Origin of the sequence: Sphingobium sp. BHU LFT2 (genome assembly GCF_018604485.1) — a bacterium.
GTDB classification, from domain to species: domain Bacteria; phylum Pseudomonadota; class Alphaproteobacteria; order Sphingomonadales; family Sphingomonadaceae; genus Sphingobium; species Sphingobium yanoikuyae_A.
Genome location: NZ_JAFCGW010000013.1, coordinates 23,990 through 38,426, shown reverse-complemented (window position 1 = coordinate 38,426; position 14,437 = coordinate 23,990). Strand labels below are relative to the sequence as shown.

Genomic DNA, 14,437 nt, shown 5'->3' with positions numbered 1-14,437 from the left:
TACGGCGTTGCGCGACTATCTAATCCACTGAACTAACCGAAAAACAATGCCGGATTGATACAATGCCCGACAACCTTGAGGTCGGGGTTTTCCGTCAGGGAGTGTTGGCGCTGATATGGCGGCTCGCCGGAAGCGCTAACCTTGGGCGGCGTAATTTGTGTAGACCCGCGATCAGGCGCCGATCGTCACACGTCTTCGCGCAGAATAGAATAGACGTCCTCACAATAGAGGCGGGCGGTCTGGCAGCTTTCATCCCAGAAATGCGTTCCGGCGCGGAGGCGCGCTGCCACCCAGAGTCCGGTGTCCAGGGTGCGCCAGATGCCGATGGCGGTCCACAGCCCATGCGGAGAATATTCAAACCAGAGCTGGCGGCCGAGCTGGCCGCATTTCATCTGAAATGCCCAGCCGCGACGGTGGCGCTCGGCCCTGACGTCATTCCCCGCATATAGGCCGGGCAGGATGCGTTCCATGCTTTCGCCGTGGCGGATCATCGTGAGGCCCCGGCGGATTCAAGCCGTTCGGCCTGGAAGATGTCGGTTGCCCACTGCGCAATCCACGGTTCGGAAATCTCATCGTGCGACAGTTGCCCCTCTTCGATCAGCGCACGGATTTCGGCGCGGGCCTGTGCAATGACCCTCTCCCATGGATCGCGTGGCAGTCGGTCATCGGGGCCGAGCGGCAGCTCGCCCTGTATGGGCGTGGGAGCGAGCGCGGACCGCGCATATTGGCGGCGTGCCCATCTTTCCATATGATCGGCGACGAAGGCGTCGGTTTTGGAGATGCCGCGCTGGCGCGCCTCAATTCTGCTGGTGAGGCCGAATGCCTGGCTGTCTGTCGACGCGACACGATGTTCGAGCCCGCTGAGCTTGCTGAGGGCCGTGCCCTTTATGCCGAACCCGTGAATCATCGTCTTGGCGCTGAGAATGCGATCGAGATGCTCGAAGATAGCGATCACCCCATCGCTGCCGCCTACGGGTCTGCGGCACATGGAGCCGATACCGATCAGAGGTACGGCCCCGATGATATCGCCCAGCGCATCGATGCAGTTTTCATAGTCGCCTGCGACCCGGCCTTGTATTACCGGCATGAAGCGATGGGCAATGCCGCGGTCATGAGCGCCGCGCCAGCAATCGCGGTTGACCCGGATGGTTCTTGAAATCCGGTCGCGCACCTCGTCACGATCGGGTGCGATCTCGGGTTCGACGCAATAGTCCATGCTAGCGAACCAGCGGAACGGATAGCTTGCGGCGAGATCGAGATAATCCTCGGTTGCCCAAGGATATGCATGGTATCGCGACAAAGCCACGAACCCCGCACTGTCCAATGCAATGCTGGACAATCCGCCGGCATTTTTCAGCAAATCGAGGCGCCACCCCTGCCATTCTGGCCAGCCCTTGCTGCGATTCCAGCGCGAGAGCGCGTTCGCCGAGATGAGTGTCGGCACCTGCATGGTACGGGCGCGGTTCAATATCGGCCCCTCGCGCAGGTGCGGAAGGCCGACCATGATCTCGATCGCCATGGGGTCAGGCCGCGTGCCAGCAGCACCAGCGCTCTGCGGCCTGCCGAGCGCTGAGCAGGCCATGATGCGCGCTACACCATCTGCGGAAAGATGGATCGAGAGCAAGAGCGGGGTCGCCGAGTTGACCGATCACATCCTGGACGAAGACGTCGGCTGGATCCTCGCCGAGCCCGGCGCGCGCGTCGGTGATGGCCATCTGAAGCCGCGCCGCCATCTTCTCGGCTTCCACGATAGAAACATCCTCTACGGCGCGCATGCGGCCTCGTGGTCCGCAGATGGCAAGCGTTATGACTGTCATCCCGGCCGGCGTCCGGCTGAGTGCGGTGATATGGACATGATGGAACATGCCGGTCTCCAGCAATGTGAAATCTTGGACGGTCAGAAAAGGCTCAGCTGTTGCGGCATGGCCGGTGGCGAAGCCCGTGGCTCGCGTGACGGTGAATCTGCATGGTTGATCGGGACTGGCACAGGCGGCACTTCGACAGCATGGACAAGCGTCTCACCGGCAGGCTTGTGGCGTCGTCGATCAGCGAGCCGGGCGTTCCATCCGCCCAGGATATGGGCCGGTGTATACCAATGCTCGGCCGTTTCACCCGAAAGAGAGTTTCCGACCATGAGATGCGCCGGCACATGCAGCAGAGAGAGCTGGACATAAGCCATGTGGATCGCGCGCGGGTCGATATCGATCGCGGTGACATGAAGATGGCGCTGATAGTTTATGCCAAGATCGCGCATGGCCTCAGCAAGCGCAATCACCATCGACCCCGCGCCACAGGCCGGTTCCATGGCGGTCACGAAGCCATGGTCGCCGATGATCGCTTTGACGCTTTCGCAATCCCCGATGGTCACCTGGGCCATGAAGCGACTGAGGGTATATGGCGTGAAGAACTGGCCGCGCGCCTTGTTGTGCAGCTCAAGGTCGTGAAACAGGGCGCCCAGCACATCGCCAGGGCCGACTTCGAGCGCCTGCACCAGTTCGGCGAGGACTCGCGGAAACAGATCGATCACATCCGGCCGGTAGTGCCCGACAATGTCGAGATAGCGCGCCTCGCGTGGCTCGCGCTGCCGCAGATCGACGCTGTTGGCCATGGCAAGTGCCATGGCCTCCATACAGTGGCCGAAAACGGTGTACAGATCGTGGCGGGGCTGGCTGCGGCGGAGCAGCGTCGCCATCGCTTTGAGATAGGGCTCATGCATCGGAGCCTCCGGATCGATGATGGCGCGGGCGGATGGGCCAACCGCAGCAGGATTTTCTGCGCGGCTCATTTTTGTGAGCGCCCGGAATTTGCGCGGACTGAAGAGTGCAGGCGCGGATATGGACCTGCTCAGGCGGCCTTCAGGCGAATCCACTCGTAGAGCAGGTGGTCATCCGGACCATGTTCCGAGCCGATGGCGATCCGGATGAGACGGCCGTCACAGGCAAAGGCCGATGCACGAGGAAAGCTGAGGTAGGAGCGTCCTTCAAGGATCAGGTCGCCGGAGCGCACCTTCGTGATTTCGCGGGTCGTGCCGAGCAGGCGATGACCGGCCGGCGCGTCGATCAGTTTCAACTGGTCGCCGGCTTTGATCCGCTTCTTGAATGCCGCCAGCGATATCACCGTATCGACCGGATTGCGGCTCCCCTTGCGCTTGGCCAACGCCGCCCAATAAGCTCGGCCAATGCGCACGTCGCAGTAGAAGCTGGACGAGCAGAAATCCTGCAAGGGATTAGCCTTCGTGGAACCGAACCTTTCCATCTGATCGCGCACCTCGACAATGAAGGCGTTCTGCGCGTCGCGGCCGGTCAGGTCGGTCGGAGCATCGAGGAGCTCCGCGATGACCTTGCGCCCTAAGGAAAATGTCTGCGTACGGATCGCGAACCTGGTTTCGGTAAAATGTTCTGCCAAATGGCGTTCGATCCGGGAGGCGAGCGACAGCAACGCTTCTCCGGCGCGATAGAGGTCGCCTTGGTAATGGAAGTTCCCGCGGTCATCATGTTCGGTCTGGCTATACAGGCGCGCGGATGCGCCCGGCGCGGTGGCGTCGGTCATGATATTGTCCTTCTGGTTTGAGAGGATTTTGTGGTGTGTGCCGGTCAGGCCGGCGGCGGCACCGTCAGGGCATCGGCGCTATCGCCTGCTTCAATCCGGGCGAGCGTCCAGTCGAGATAACCAAGGCGCGTGTCGCCATTCAGGACCTCGGCGATCCAGTCGACGGAAGGATGGTCGGGGTCGTCGACCCATGGATCGGGTGGGTCTCGCACTGGCGCGGTAGCGAATATGGCCAGTCGTCGCGCCAGCCGCTGTTGCGTGGTCTCGAACTCGACATGATCGGCGAAAATCGCGCACCACCCTCCCCCGAAGCTGTCGCGACGGGGACGTGAGCAGCTGTAGCTCCAGTCGAAGCCGAGGGGCTGGGCCTTCAAACTCTCCAGGCAACAATGGCGGATGAGTTCGGCGATCGGGCCTGGCTGGAAGTCCGTGGTTCCGTAGATCGAGACGACACAGTCGACGCCGCCCTCAATTTCGATCTCCGCGCCGAAATCGGGAAAGGCGGGATCATCGAAGAGCCCGAGCAGGCCGTTGAACGGATTGCCGAGGTCCGTCGGCATGAAAGCGGCGAGAAACTCCGCGCTCGGTTCACCCGGCGTGAAGTCACCCAGCAGGTCGGCAGCATGCTGCCACGCCTCCTCGAGCAGCGCGCTTTCAGATGCCGTGCAAGTGAAGGCGAAGGATCCCTGGACATGATGATCAGCCATGGAGGGTCTCCGAGATAGCCGGATCGCCCGGATCGTCGTCGGCAAGGATCAACGGGGGCGGATTCATGCGTGCAAGCCGGTAATCCGCTTCGATCGCCTCGACACTTCCCAATTCCCTGATGCGTTCAATCGGGATGACTTGCTCGTCCTCCTCGGTTGTCAGAACCAGTTGTGGTTCGCCATGGCCTAGGTAAATAACCCGAACAGACGGAAAACTGCCGGGATAGCCACCGGACCAGCGAACATAGTGGAGGCCATGACGGCGAAAGACATCTTCGATCTCTTCGAAACGACCATCGGCGACGTCATGATCCATCAGCGCGAGTGGCGTATCGGTGGGTAGATCTTCAGGACTGAACGGCGTGCCATCCCAATCGATAGCGGGATTATCGTTGCCTATAGCCTTGATGAGTTGAGGATATGCGAAGCGGGCAAGCACGCCGCCAATCATGATGTGGGCGGATACGCGGTCGGCCATGGTTCGCCTTTCATGGAAACAAGGCCTTCAATCGGTCCTGATCTTCCCCTCTTCCTCCCCTTCTCATTTTCGGTCCCATGCGCGTGATGCACAGGGTGCTTGCATGAGCAGCGCTTTCCCGCTTAGCTGTTGCTCCCAAGTTCTTCCCCACAATCACCGCCATATTCATGGCCTTCCAATTCAGGGAGTTTTACGTGGCCGACACCGAGCAGCCCGATTTCACCGCCATGACGGTGCAGTTATTGAGCGCCTATTTCTCGAACAATCAGGTGCCGGCGGCCGACATTGCCGGGATCATCGAAGCGACCCGTGACGCGCTGGAACGGAAAGCCACGGTGGAGACGCCGGCGGCGCCCGAATATGTTCCGGCTGTGTCGATCCGCAAAAGCCTCGGTTCGCGTGAGCACATCATCAGCATGCTGGACGGCAAGCCCTACAAGACGCTGAAGCGGCATCTTGCGACCAACGGGCTGACACCGGAGGAATATCGCGAACGCTATAATCTTCCCAAGGATTATCCGATGATCGCGCCGGCCTATTCGGAGCATCGACGTGCCGTCGCGCAGCAGCTCGGGCTTGGACGGCGTATTGGCGCACAGTCCGCGGCTGAAGCGCCCGCAGTCGAAGCAGCGCCTGTGGCCGAGACAGAAGCGGCAGGGGCTTCGGCGACTGTGCCGGAGGTTGCACCGGTGGCCGAGGCGGCCCCTGTCCCTGAGAAAAAGTCCCGGCGTGTTCGTGTCAGGGCTGCTCTTGCCGATCTGGGCGATGCGGCCGGGACCGCTGCATCTGAACCGACGTCGGAGCCGGTAGCTGCACCTGCACAGCCCGAAGGGGCCGCCGCAGCAAAGCCGGCAGGCAAGAAAACGGCTGCCAAGAAATCCGCTGTGAAGAAGACGCCGACCAAGGCGAAGGAGAAGGTTGCGGCGAAAGCCCCGACGCCGGCGCCCGCAGAGGAAGTTGCGGCTGCTCCGGCAACGGCGGAAGCTGCAAAGCCGGCGGCCAGAAAGAGGGCCACAACGAAAGCCTCAACCGTGAAGGCCGCTCCAGCCACGAAACCGAAGGCGCCTCGGCGGCGTGCTGCGGCGGCCAAGCAGGATGCGGGCGAGGCGGAGGTGCCCGCACCGGCGGAATGATGATCTTCGGCGAAGTGCGGCGGAAACGCGCCGCATTTCGCCTGTCCGGTGCGTTACCGAGCCGAGATCAGCGGCGCTCGGCGATAATCCTGGCAAGGATGTCCCGCGCCCGTTCGGGTGGCAGGAACAATCTGGTCTTGAATTGCACGACCTCGCTGAATGCGCCGCATGCCTTCAGCCAGTTACGATCTTCGGGGCGATAGTCCCGGATCTCGAGACGGGGACTGTCGTTGACATGAACCCGTGCGAGCCTTGCGGTTCCGAGTCCGGGGATCGGAACGCCGGTCCCAGCACGCGCGCCGGCGATGATTTCGTCAGGACCAAGGGCGATGCCGCCATCGAGCCCGAACTCCCTTTCGAGCCGTTCGAGGGCGGCAGGATGGATGATACGCCCGAGGATGGACGTGCCGGCGCCATCGTCGATCCGCCACACCCGCACATCATCCTCGGGCAGCTTGTTCCAGACGGGCAATAGCAGACCGGTGGCGAGGGTGATCGTCTCGACCAGAAGATTCTTGCCTGCCTCAGTGGCCTCCTGGTCCCAGAGGTGCTGGAATGTGTCGCGCTCGATCTCGCCCCAGTGGCCGGCCGCCAGGGCCGCGACTTCCATGCGGGACTGGCCTGTGGGGCGAAGAAGATAGCATCGCTCGATCCAGTTGCCCTCTTCATCCTGCCCCGGCCATGTCGGCACGCGCAGTGCCACCCGGCCGGAGCGGGCATTGCGAAGCCAGGCGATATCGTCCGCATCCTTGCATTCGAGTTGGAGCATCGCCCAGCTGGTGATCGGCGGCCGCCGATGCAGTTCCAGGCGCAATAGCCTCGTCTCGGCCCCGGTCACGGGATCGGTGCGCAAGAGTTAATCGGACAGCAGATCCATGCGGTCGGCGCGGATGGTCTCGATGCCCAGGTCCAGTGTGCCTGCCGTGCGCGCTGCTTCGACGCGATCCTCGACCAGTCCCAGAAACTCCTCGAATATGCTGTTCTGGGTGGCGATCCGCAACGCCAGGATCCGGTTGAGCCAGCGATGGATAGGAGGCAGGCGCTCGAGCAGTTCCCCGCCATCGTCGCACAGCTCAAGCCCCGTCATCGCCTGGAAGGCGTCGAGCGAGACGCTCCGCAGCTTCCCCTCGTAGAGAAGATGGAACCACTGCGTGAGTGCGTCACGAGCATAGTCCGATTCCAGATTGTCGGACGGATCGAAGAGATTTTGCGATCCCGTCTGGCGCTGCCCCCTGGTCAAGGCGCCCAAGGCTTCGAGACCGCGGATGATGGTGCTGAGGAAGCGGCGCTCGCCGCGGCAATCGGTGGTGAGCGGCCGATAGACAGGCGCGGTCATCTGATTGGTGCGATGACTGCGCCCGAAGCCCTGTACGGCAGAAAGGATGCGGAAGCCCAGCTCGAGAAGGAAATGCGCGCGCCGGCGGTGGGCGGTCGGGCAGTTCCGGTCGGAATGCATGGATCGGCCGGTGCTGCCCGCGAGCGAAAAGGCGGCGATCGGCTTGCTTCCGTTCTGAAATGCCTGGACTTCGAGGACATTGGCGCGGGCGCCGCGCCTCTCGATTTTCTGTTTTCCGGTGACGTCGGTCACGATGCGCCGCGAACGTCCGGTGATCTCGGCGACGCGATCGGTTCCGAAATGCGCGATAAGGGCGTCCAGTGCGGTGGGTATCGCCGGAAGCGCGCACAGATCCTCGATCAGTGCGTCTCGAGCGGCGATCGCCTGTCTGCACAATACCGGATTACCTTCGGCATCGGTCATCGGTTCGGCGCGCACGGCGCCATCGTCAGCCCGGAAGACCCGCATCTGGCGTATGGGAAAGGCATTCTTCAAATAGTCGATAAGCGTCTCTTTGGGCGAGACCTGAACATCCAGCATGGCCCGCTCCTCGGCGGTGAGTTCGGAGAGCCGCCGGTCCATGATGGCTTCACCCGTGCTCGCAAGCTGCACCAAGACGGCGTTGTCCGACGCCAGTTCCTGTTCGATCGCCCTGATGAGCGAGGGGATTTTCAGGCTCACGAGGAGGCTGGAAAAGAACCTCAACTTGGCAGATTCGAAGGAACTGAGCGCCGATCCGCGCGCCCGGGCGTTCTGCGTCTTGCCCGATATTCGGTCGACGATGCCGATCTCGGCCAGCACTTCGCGAAGCCCGCGATGAATGATGCTCCAGCTATCCGCATAGGCGTCGTAGATCGCGATCTGGTCGGGCGTCAGCACATGTTCGAGCGGCTCATATTCGACGCCCGCGAAGCTCAGTGCCCGGGCGGTGTAGAGGCCCATCGCCTTGAGGTCGCGGCAAACGACCTCAAGCGCAGCAATGCCGCCCTCCTCCATCGCCTTCATGAACATGTCGCGCGTGGCAAAGGCCGTGCCCGGTCCCCAGAGGCCGAGGCGAACGGCATAGGAGAGGTTTTCGGGCCTCGCCGCGCCAGTGGCGGACATGTAGAGAATGCGGGCCCGTGGCAGGGCATTTTGCAACCGGACGCCTGCCAGCCCCTGTTCCGACCCTTGAGCCTTCCCGAAATCGGTTTCCGTGCCGCCGGCATGGGCCATCGCGTGGGACTCGTCGAAGACGATCACGCCGGCGAAGTCATCGCCGGTCCAATCCAGCAACTGTTGCAGGCGCGATGCCGTGTCATGGCGGGCGGACCGCAGGGCGGCATAGGTCAGGAAGACGATGCCGCTTTCCATTGTGATCGGTTTGCCGAGAGGGAAATTCGCGATCGGCTGGATATCGATGGCGAGGCCGCCCAGCGCCGTCCAGTCGCGGCGAGCGTCCTCGATCAGGTCAGCCATGGAAATCCAGATCGCGCGGCGATTGCCGCGGTTCCATTGGTCGAGAATGGTGCCGGCCGCCTCGCGGCCCTTGCCGACGCCGGTGCCGTCGGCGATGAAGAAGCCGGTGCGATAGAGGTGGCCGTCCTTGTCCTCGATCAGGCGATCGCCGGCGAGATTGGCCGAGAAGCGACCGGGAAGATCGCGCTCATGGGCGTCGCCCGCATAGATGATGGTTTCGAGTTGCGCCTCCGACAGCGCCTTGATCGCGCGGTCCTGGAGCATTGGCCGATAGCTGGGCGCCGGAAGCGACACAGAAGCCATGGCGATGGATTCGACCAGGTCGTCGGGATGCCGGGAAGCATCCTCGATTGCGATCCGCGCGAGGCGCCAGGGCGAATAAATGCCCACGGTTTCGCCAGGCGCAAGCGGCGCCTGATGCGCGGTATAGATAATCGGTCGCGCCTCATCCGCCGTGGCGGCGATCCGGGAGGGTGGCGTAAGCCGTTGGCCGTTCATGCGCGCGAAGAGCATGTCGGGCGATTGGGCGGCAGGGACAAGGGAGCGGGGTGCAGCGGCGGCCGGCGGCGGGGCAAGCGGCGGCGGCTCGAGGGGATCGAGCCGATCGGGCATGGCAAGCACGAGGCGCAACGCCGCTTCGATGTCACCCGCGACGTGGCGCTCGGGCGTACCGGTCCATCCCTTGTCGAAGACCAGCAACCGCACATCGACCCCCGTGCCATGCTTGGCGTAGGGACTGCCTGATATGGTGAGTTCGGCGCGGGGCGGCACAAGTTCGGCGACGGCATTATAGCCAAGCGCCGCGGACCCTTCAGGCGAGAAGCTGGTGGGCATGATGGCGACGCATCGCCCGCCAGGGGTCAGGCACGCCAGTGCGGCGCGCAGATGGCGCGCGCCGGCATGACGGTCGATCCCGCGCCCGGCGCTGCGGCTGAAGGGCGGGTTGATCAGCACCAGCGTCGGCTGCCGCTCGCCGGTCAACAGATTCTGGATATGTTCGCCGTCATGGCGGGTAACAGTCTGACCGAGACTACGGGACAGGAGGTCGGCGCGCGCCGGATCATGTTCGTTGAGAAGCAGGTGCGCGCCTGCCCGCAGGCCATGGACGGCCAGCATGCCGGTGCCGGCCGAGGGTTCGAGTAGGATATCGTCCGGTCGGCAGCGCGCCGCCATGGCCACGAGCCAGGCAAGGGTAATCGGCGTGCTGAACTGCTGGAGATCGACCTGCTTTTCTGAGCGGTAGGTCTGGGTTGGCAAGCCGCGCTCGAACTGCCGTAGGCGTTCGAATATGTCGGCGGGCGTGCCGCCAAGGAGCGAGCCTTGCGGATCGGCGAGGAGCAGGACCTGGGCCGTTTCCAATGCGTCATAGGCATCGCGCATCGACCAGAGCCCGCCGGCATCGTCGTCGTCGAAAGCCTCGGTCATCAAGCGCCTGAGGCTCTGGCGGCTGACGGCGGCGCTACCCCGCAGGCGGTGGGAAAGAGAGCGGGCGACCTCGGACAGACATGTGGCGCTGTCTTGGGTCTGCGACAGGGCGAGTTGGGGCAAGTTCATGGGCACCTCTTGGGACAACAGGACAATCCTCCTGTCCCCTTCCCGCTCTTCTCCTTTGGGGCGGTCGGATTTGCGCGGTCAGATATTGCGCGGAAAATTGGACCGGGTCCGAGGGGGACCGTGCAGTGGTGTCCGTGCTCACCGCCTTCCTGCTGCCTTGGTGAAGCAACGGGAACACAGCCACTCCCGCCCCTCCATTTGACCAACTGCAATGCTAGTGCTTCGGAAGATGTGATGAGGACCTTGGCACATTGAGCGCGCTAGCGGCAGGTCTATCCTGTTGCATGGGGATATCGTGGCGCGATGGAATCGCGTGTCGTGCATTGGCATTTTCCATGACTCCGTTGCGTGCGGCGATCGCCTTCCTCGCGGGCTTGCTGATCGGTGCGAAGCTGCTCGCCGCGCGCAGGTGACTGATCAAGAGCATCCGCGCCGCATGGCATTATCACCGGCTATTAGGACGGTGGCAGCATCGTCGGAGCTTTTCGGGGCGGACACGACAGCTATTCTTACGAATAGCCCATATGCGCGCCGCTCTCCGCGTGAGGGCGAGTGGCGCTATCTCGATCGGCTATGCTGCGCTGGTCAAGGAACCGTCCTAAGTACGGCCCAAGATAGGTGCAGTGCTTCTCTACCATGTACTTCGATTAAACAGCCTAGAAACTGTGGTAATCGGCGCGTTGATAACGCGCCGGTTTTGTCGGAAACTCAGGATCATCTTTTGGAGATCGATCTATGCCGGCGTTTGCGTTCCATTATGTGTTCGAAACCGGCAAACCATCGATGAGCCTTGTTGACGCGCAGAACTTCGACACCGCCAAAGCGCGGGCCGTGGAGATCCTAAAACGAGAAAATGTTCGTGAAATCCGGCTTTGGGATGGTTATCGCGCGATGGCAATACGGCGACCCGCGCCGCGCAAGCCGAAGGCAGTCGCCAAAGATGTGGACGAGCGACCGAAGCAGATGCTCGCGATGAAGGCCGAAGGAAAAACAATGCGCGACATCGCCGCCACCTTCGGGATCAGCGTCGACCGAGTGCGGCAGCTCATCGCTCAGATGCAGTTACGGGAGAAAAGGCGAGCGGAGCAGCCCAACGGCGTCGCCCTCTCGACGCGGGCCTATCATGTCCTCAAAAATCTCATCTACGAACCCGAAGACGATCCTGCCGAGCGCGACAGGCTTTTTCCTGAGCGGGTCGCAGCTTTGACCCGAGTCCAGGTCTTCGACGCGCCCAACTCCGGCAAGAAGACAACTGATGAGATCGAGGCGTGGCTCTGGGAACGGGGCCTGTTCTTTATTACCGGGGCGTAAAGCCCGCTTCTCCCTCTCCCTCAGGCTCCGGACTGGCCATGCCGCACGTATGCATCCCGAGTGACATCAAACCGGTAGAGGAGGTGATCAGTCGGCACCACGCGACGCGCTTTGCCTGGAGCCGCGATCTCCGTTCCGGTCCGTGCAACGTGAATGTCGGGCAACTCGGCGTCATTGGGCCTGAACTGGAGCGCGCCGCCGTTGGCGATGCATGGCACGACCGCCCCGCCATCACATGTTGCGCCGTTGTCCTCACCGACCGGTATCGTTCCGATCAGCGACCACCCTCCATTGGGGTAGCCCTGCTTCCTCCGCGTCGACGGCGCCATGCCTTGAGGTTGGAAACGGAAGATGAGATAGGCGGAAAGATCCACGCCATTCTGAAATTCCCTGGTCGGGATAGCGATCAATCGCCTGCCGTCGGCCAAGGCATGATCCGCAATGGCCTTGTGCGAATCCGCTCTGGGCCAACGACTGGAGCGATTGACTTCCAGTTCACCGACAAATCCAGTATCGACGATCCGCCAGCGCTCATTGTCGTGGAGAAAGGTCGCCTGATCGATGCTGATCGGGCCCGGCGCCTCATTCGGGTCATTGAAAGGCCCATCGGGCGTCTTGTACGTGAAGCCGGTGAAGTATCGATGACCATCCTGCGTGAATTCGACAGCCTTCCAAAAGCCCATTTCGCTTTCGAATTCGTCGTCATGATAGGTGCCGCTCTTCGTCTCGTAGCGCCAGGGCATCGGCCCCTGCCCCATGTAGATATTGCGCAGGACCTCCTGTGGCGATGGCGGAGCCGACTCAGCTACGGGCGCACCGGGCCGAACGGCAGCGACCGGGGCTTTCGCCTGATGCTGTGGCGCCGTATGCTGCGGCGAGGCGTCGCACGCGGCCGACATCGCCACCACGGGCAGCATCAGGGTGAGTTGGCAAAGCAAGTTCATCAGCCAAACACCCATTCGGTCCCAGCACAGAAGGCAGCGAGCGGGACGCAGGGAACGCCGCTCTTGCTGGCGCATGCACGCACCGCCTTGGTCGCCGCATCCCGCTCGCTGCCACCATCACTATCAAAATAGGTGTAAGCGCCCTTGTCGACGGGATAGGCGAGCGCGGAGCAGTTGTTGCCGAACCAGACGATCATCTGGCAGTCGCTCCCGCCTTGCGCCTGACAATGCTCGATCGCCGCTTTCTCCGCGCCGCCCCGTGTCTTGCGGCCCGTCGCGATCCCCAACACGCGCCCTTCTTTGGTGAAGCCGAAGGCATAGGCGCCAAACCGGTTCTTGTAGCGCCACCGGGGTTGATATTCCGGTGGCGCCGTCCAGAGGCCATTCCCGCCGCCCGGCCCGCACCGCGGATCGCCCGGCGATACACCGCCGGGGCATGCGGTCTGCGCCGCGGCGGGTGCGGCGGCGAGGATCGCGACCGGCGAGAAGGGCTGCAACAAGAGAAGCGCTGGCACGAGACGTTTCATGGACATCATTCTCCTTCCCGGTTTGTCGAACGGCGACGCAATATGAAACCGGCCAAGACCACGGCGCCGGCCACGAAAACAGATATGAGCGCGATCCTCGCTGCGCCTGTCCGGCTACGACAAGTGATCACTTCGAGCGAAGCATGTCCGGTGGGCTCGTCGGCCAGCGGCAGATCATAACCGATGGTGACTGGCACGCACGCGGCGACTGAGAACGACGGTCGGCCCCCGCGTGTGGGTTCGATACGTGTATCAGCGGCAATCTCGCGGCCTGGTGACCAGCCTCGAAGGTCCTTTCCCAGAAGGATCGTCGCACCACCTGCGACAAGCGCGAGGGCGGCCGCGATCGCGGCGCGTTTCACCGGTCATCCTTGCTGAGCGCGACCAGTTCGGCAAAGCGCGGGCTGTCGCGCCAGAACATGTTCCAGTTCGACGCCACCGGCTCTCCGGCATTGGTGACGTAAAGCATCCGCTTTTCATCGCGGCGTTCGGCCGGGGTGCAGGTGAATTCGATGATGGGGAAGCGCGCATGATTGGCGGGCGGCGTTTCCCAAGGTGACTGGCGCACATCAGTCACGGTCACTTCCGGCGGGCGTTGCTCGCGACCACGCAACCACCGTCGCTCGCGCGTCATCGTCCGGATCTTCCGCGCACCGCAGTCGACCTGATAGAGATAGTGGATAGCGTAGGGGCCGTTGCCCGCTTCCTGAACCTCCGATGTTTCCACGCTGCGCAGTTCGCGGCTGCCCTGAGTATCCGGATTGGGGAAGCGCGTGATACTCATGCCGTTGGCATAGATCGCCACGCGGTTGGGTTTCTCTCCCGCCGCACCAATGAGGTACCATGCGAATTGGGATGCTGCCGAGACTGGTGTCGCGGCGGCCATGCTCGCGGTGAGCAACACGAAACGCATTCTCATCGTCACGCTTCCTCTTTCACACAATTCGGTGCCGATCGCGCTGCGCCTTTGCAAAGCAGCCAGATGCCGCAGATGATTGCTGCGATGGCAGGCAATATATAAGAGCCAACATAGAGAAGGAGGTAAGGGGCATAGTTAAGGTCAAAAAGCTCTTCTATATCCTCCTTACGGATCGGCGAGAACAGCGGCCCCCGTTGGATCAGCGGCAGCAGCCAGGTGAGAAGAAGCGCTGCGGCGAAGGCGAGTAAGCCCCAGCCTACCTGTCGCATCAGGTTGCGTGATCGCTGGAGAAGAAGAGCGGCCGCGAAGGCCAGCGCACATTGGCATAGCAGTACGACGAACGGCAAGTCGCGGGCCAGCTTGGCCGGTCCGATGGGGACCACCTGTCGGCCATTAGAGATCGTGATCATCGCGGGCGGTGTCGACAGCCCGGCCGCATATTCCAACACGGTATAGATCGCCCTGCCCACGATCCATGCGATCGCCATGCCCAGCCCCGCCGCCATGAGCCATCTCCCGGT

General features: G+C 62.6%; 14 protein-coding genes and 1 pseudogene. 2 read left to right on the top strand and 13 right to left on the bottom strand.

What is annotated here, in order from left to right; genetic code table 11:
- Positions 1–185: 185 nt before the first annotated feature.
- The 7 genes from JQK15_RS20165 to JQK15_RS20135 are packed head-to-tail and all read right to left on the bottom strand — an operon-like array spanning position 186 to position 4,734.
- Positions 186–470 (bottom strand): hypothetical protein, encoded by a 285-nt coding sequence (locus JQK15_RS20165; protein ID WP_251007892.1) that lies wholly within the window; start codon positions 468–470, stop codon positions 186–188.
- A gap of 17 nt (positions 471–487) precedes the next feature.
- On the bottom strand, positions 488–1,519 hold the full coding sequence (locus tag JQK15_RS20160; protein ID WP_214867248.1) for a deazapurine DNA modification protein DpdA family protein: 1,032 nt from the start codon (positions 1,517–1,519) through the stop codon (positions 488–490).
- 4 nt (positions 1,520–1,523) lie between these two features.
- Positions 1,524–1,865, bottom strand: coding sequence for a hypothetical protein (locus JQK15_RS20155; protein WP_214867245.1), 342 nt, complete (start codon positions 1,863–1,865; stop codon positions 1,524–1,526).
- Between the two features lie 32 nt (positions 1,866–1,897).
- The gene (locus tag JQK15_RS20150) at positions 1,898–2,785 is read right to left on the bottom strand and encodes an N-6 DNA methylase (protein WP_353047233.1); all 888 of its coding nucleotides are present in this window, start codon (positions 2,783–2,785) and stop codon (positions 1,898–1,900) included.
- 59 nt (positions 2,786–2,844) lie between these two features.
- Positions 2,845–3,549 (bottom strand): hypothetical protein, encoded by a 705-nt coding sequence (locus JQK15_RS20145; RefSeq protein WP_214867243.1) that lies wholly within the window; start codon positions 3,547–3,549, stop codon positions 2,845–2,847.
- A gap of 44 nt (positions 3,550–3,593) precedes the next feature.
- The gene (locus JQK15_RS20140; protein WP_214867241.1) at positions 3,594–4,256 is read right to left on the bottom strand and encodes a hypothetical protein; all 663 of its coding nucleotides are present in this window, start codon (positions 4,254–4,256) and stop codon (positions 3,594–3,596) included.
- A complete protein-coding gene (locus JQK15_RS20135) occupies positions 4,249–4,734 on the bottom strand; it encodes a hypothetical protein (RefSeq protein WP_214867239.1) in 486 nt (161 codons plus the stop codon). The genes JQK15_RS20140 and JQK15_RS20135 overlap by 8 nt, the downstream gene beginning before the upstream one ends.
- Positions 4,735–4,928: 194 nt before the next feature.
- On the opposite strand from JQK15_RS20135, the gene JQK15_RS20130 reads away from it, so the two are divergent.
- Complete coding sequence (locus tag JQK15_RS20130) at positions 4,929–5,867, top strand: Ros/MucR family transcriptional regulator (protein WP_353047232.1); 939 nt, start codon at positions 4,929–4,931, stop codon at positions 5,865–5,867.
- A gap of 67 nt (positions 5,868–5,934) precedes the next feature.
- On the opposite strand, the pseudogene JQK15_RS20125 reads toward JQK15_RS20130, so the two are convergent.
- Positions 5,935–10,215 (bottom strand): annotated as a pseudogene (locus JQK15_RS20125) (strawberry notch-like NTP hydrolase domain-containing protein).
- Positions 10,216–10,950: 735 nt separating this feature from the next.
- On the opposite strand from JQK15_RS20125, the gene JQK15_RS20120 reads away from it, so the two are divergent.
- A complete protein-coding gene (locus tag JQK15_RS20120) occupies positions 10,951–11,526 on the top strand; it encodes a hypothetical protein (protein ID WP_214867235.1) in 576 nt (191 codons plus the stop codon).
- Positions 11,527–11,546: 20 nt separating this feature from the next.
- On the opposite strand, the gene JQK15_RS20115 is transcribed toward JQK15_RS20120, so the two are convergent.
- Genes JQK15_RS20115 through JQK15_RS20095 form a run of 5 tightly spaced genes read right to left on the bottom strand, consistent with a single transcriptional unit; the run spans position 11,547 to position 14,422 of the window.
- Positions 11,547–12,470, bottom strand: coding sequence for a hypothetical protein (locus tag JQK15_RS20115; RefSeq protein WP_214867233.1), 924 nt, complete (start codon positions 12,468–12,470; stop codon positions 11,547–11,549).
- Positions 12,470–12,997: a DUF4189 domain-containing protein gene (locus JQK15_RS20110; protein ID WP_214867231.1), complete on the bottom strand. Its 528-nt coding sequence runs from the start codon at positions 12,995–12,997 to the stop codon at positions 12,470–12,472. Before JQK15_RS20110 ends, JQK15_RS20115 begins: the two co-directional genes overlap by 1 nt.
- A 5-nt stretch (positions 12,998–13,002) precedes the next feature.
- Complete coding sequence (locus JQK15_RS20105; RefSeq protein ID WP_214867229.1) at positions 13,003–13,359, bottom strand: hypothetical protein; 357 nt, start codon at positions 13,357–13,359, stop codon at positions 13,003–13,005.
- A complete protein-coding gene (locus JQK15_RS20100; RefSeq protein ID WP_214867227.1) occupies positions 13,356–13,916 on the bottom strand; it encodes a hypothetical protein in 561 nt (186 codons plus the stop codon). The genes JQK15_RS20105 and JQK15_RS20100 overlap by 4 nt, the downstream gene beginning before the upstream one ends.
- 2 nt (positions 13,917–13,918) lie before the next feature.
- Positions 13,919–14,422, bottom strand: a complete 504-nt coding sequence (locus JQK15_RS20095) for a hypothetical protein (RefSeq protein WP_214867225.1) — start codon at positions 14,420–14,422, stop codon at positions 13,919–13,921.
- Between the last annotated feature and the right edge of the window lie 15 nt (positions 14,423–14,437).